The organism is Treponema sp. (genome assembly GCF_045657965.1).
Lineage (GTDB): Bacteria > Spirochaetota > Spirochaetia > Treponematales > Treponemataceae > Treponema_D.
The window spans coordinates 1-1937 of sequence record NZ_JAZOUG010000101.1 but is presented as its reverse complement, the minus strand read 5'-3'; the positions used below and the strand labels follow the sequence as shown (position 1 = coordinate 1937).

The 1937-nt window shown below is 43.4% G+C and carries 3 protein-coding genes; all 3 read right to left on the bottom strand.

What is annotated here, in order from left to right; translation table 11 throughout:
• Positions 1-153: 153 nt before the first annotated feature.
• The gene (locus ACKI5B_RS03755) at positions 154-420 is read right to left on the bottom strand and encodes a hypothetical protein (RefSeq protein WP_407425975.1); all 267 of its coding nucleotides are present in this window, start codon (positions 418-420) and stop codon (positions 154-156) included.
• A 105-nt stretch (positions 421-525) separates the two neighbouring features.
• A complete protein-coding gene (locus tag ACKI5B_RS03750; RefSeq protein ID WP_407425973.1) occupies positions 526-1377 on the bottom strand; it encodes an Lcl C-terminal domain-containing protein in 852 nt (283 codons plus the stop codon).
• A gap of 162 nt (positions 1378-1539) precedes the next feature.
• The coding region (locus ACKI5B_RS03745) for a type II toxin-antitoxin system VapC family toxin (RefSeq protein WP_407425971.1) at positions 1540-1937 on the bottom strand (398 nt) is incomplete at its 5' end.

Sequence of the window (1937 nt, the reverse complement as noted above, 5' to 3'; positions counted from 1 at the left end):
TCTTCACGGCATCTATCAATATGGAAAGCAAATTTATCTGCTCGTCATAGGTCATGGAAGGGATTGCGCTTGCAACAGAATCATAAGACATATTCGTACCTCCAAGAACATCTTACCCGCATTGAACTACAAAATCCATGTTTTTTGAGGAATTTACCCCCGCTCGTTCAGGTTGTGGCTCATCGTCTTTGGATTAAAGCGAGAAAAATCTGCGGAATCCAGAATGATTTTTGTAAAACGCCGCCTGCGCTCGAAATCGCGAGTGGAGAACGAATCGATGAACTTGTCCAAATCGGAAAAAGCCTCTTTTCTGAGTCCTTCGATTCGCTTCCGGCAGTAGCTCAGAAAGTAATGCATGTCCTCGTCGTTCTCAAGCTGGGAAACAACCATTTCAATTTCAGAATCTTCTTCCGTGAACATTCCAATCCCCTATTTTCTACAAGTCTTCAACCAACAGTCCCTTGACTCTGAAAAATTCATCCGCATTGTGCGTTCACTGCCGCAGCATTCACGCTTTGTATGCCATTAAAATTTTCGTATGGGTCTTACATAGTTGGAGATACTTTTTATTGTGCCAGATACTGACAGATTGGTGTCGTATGTTGCTGCCGCCCTATAATCGTTTGCAAGATTTGCATTGCCCGTAAACACCCACTGCGTTGAAGACCAATACGAATCCATTGCATTTTTCGAAGCGCCTGGATTTATCATCTTTGCACCCGGTATTCTTTTAAGCGCATTCTCTACATTGTATTTATAGTACATGAGCGTTTTGAGTTCGGCAGATGAAGGAAGATACCAGCCGCTCTTATATCCAGGCGTTGAATAATTTGCGCAGTAGTTGAACGCCGGATAATTTTTTTGCGCATTCGTTTTTGTTCCGGCAGAATCGGCGGCCTTTATCACATTCCAGTTTTCAGCGCCTGAAGTGCCGCTGGTCTTAAAATTCATTTTGTATCCTGCGGATTTTTCATCGGCCCATGCAAGGCTTGTCATCGTGAGCGCAACGCCGAGCCTGTTTTTCGCATCAAAAATAACCGCGACAGGGGTCTTTGATTTGTCGAAGGAGAACTCGTCGGTCATGGTGCCGTCAGAATAGACGATGTTTCCGGGCGAAAAATATGTCATGTACCGAGGCTCGCCTGTATCCTTGCGTCTGTACATGTCCTCTACGATTGTTGTGGTTACGGTCTTTCCGTCATCTGATACGGTTGTGGTAGTTGTTTTAGTGCCGTTGGATTTTTTTCCTGAAGACGAGGATGATGAAACCGAGGCAAGGTCTCTTTTTAGGTTATTGAAAGTCGAGCAGCCCAAAGCTGGAAAAATCATTGCAAGACAAAGCGCAGCCGCAAGGCATCCTAAAGTTTTTGTTTTCATTTCACACCTCCAAAATCATCTTAACTTCATTGAACTACAAAATCCATGTTTTATGAGGAATTTACACCCGCTCGTTCAGATTGTGGCTCGTCGGCCCTCAAGGAGGGAAATCACTTTTTCAAAATCCGAATCATGCTCTTTGGCGAACATTCCGTCCCCTTTTTATTTTCTCCAGTCTTCAATCATCAGCCCCTCGACCCTGGAAAATTCATCTGTATTGTGCGTTACAAGAACCGCATTGTTCGCAAGGGCAGTCGCCGCAATAAGCATATCGTTCGGGCCAATCAACTTTCCATTTTTTGTAAGCTGCTCACGGATTTTTCCGTAGGCAACAGCTTCTTTTTCTGAAAAAGGAACTATTCGATATGGAGCTATAAATTCCGAAACAATTTTCAGATTCTTTTCATAATCTCTGGAATGTCGGGCACCAAACACCAATTCAGCAAGAACGATTGATGGAATGCAGATTTCTGACGGCTCCAACTTCTCAAAATATGGCAACAGAAAATTCGCAGTTTTCCTTGCTGTAGCATCAATAACTACATTTGAATCCAAATAAT

What these genes read in the sequence shown, in the direction of transcription:
- ACKI5B_RS03755 (WP_407425975.1), bottom strand. Translation starts at nt 420, where the DNA reads ATGTTCACGGAAGAAGATTCTGAAATTGAAATGGTTGTTTCCCAGCTT.
- ACKI5B_RS03750 (WP_407425973.1), bottom strand. Translation starts at nt 1,377, where the DNA reads ATGAAAACAAAAACTTTAGGATGCCTTGCGGCTGCGCTTTGTCTTGCA.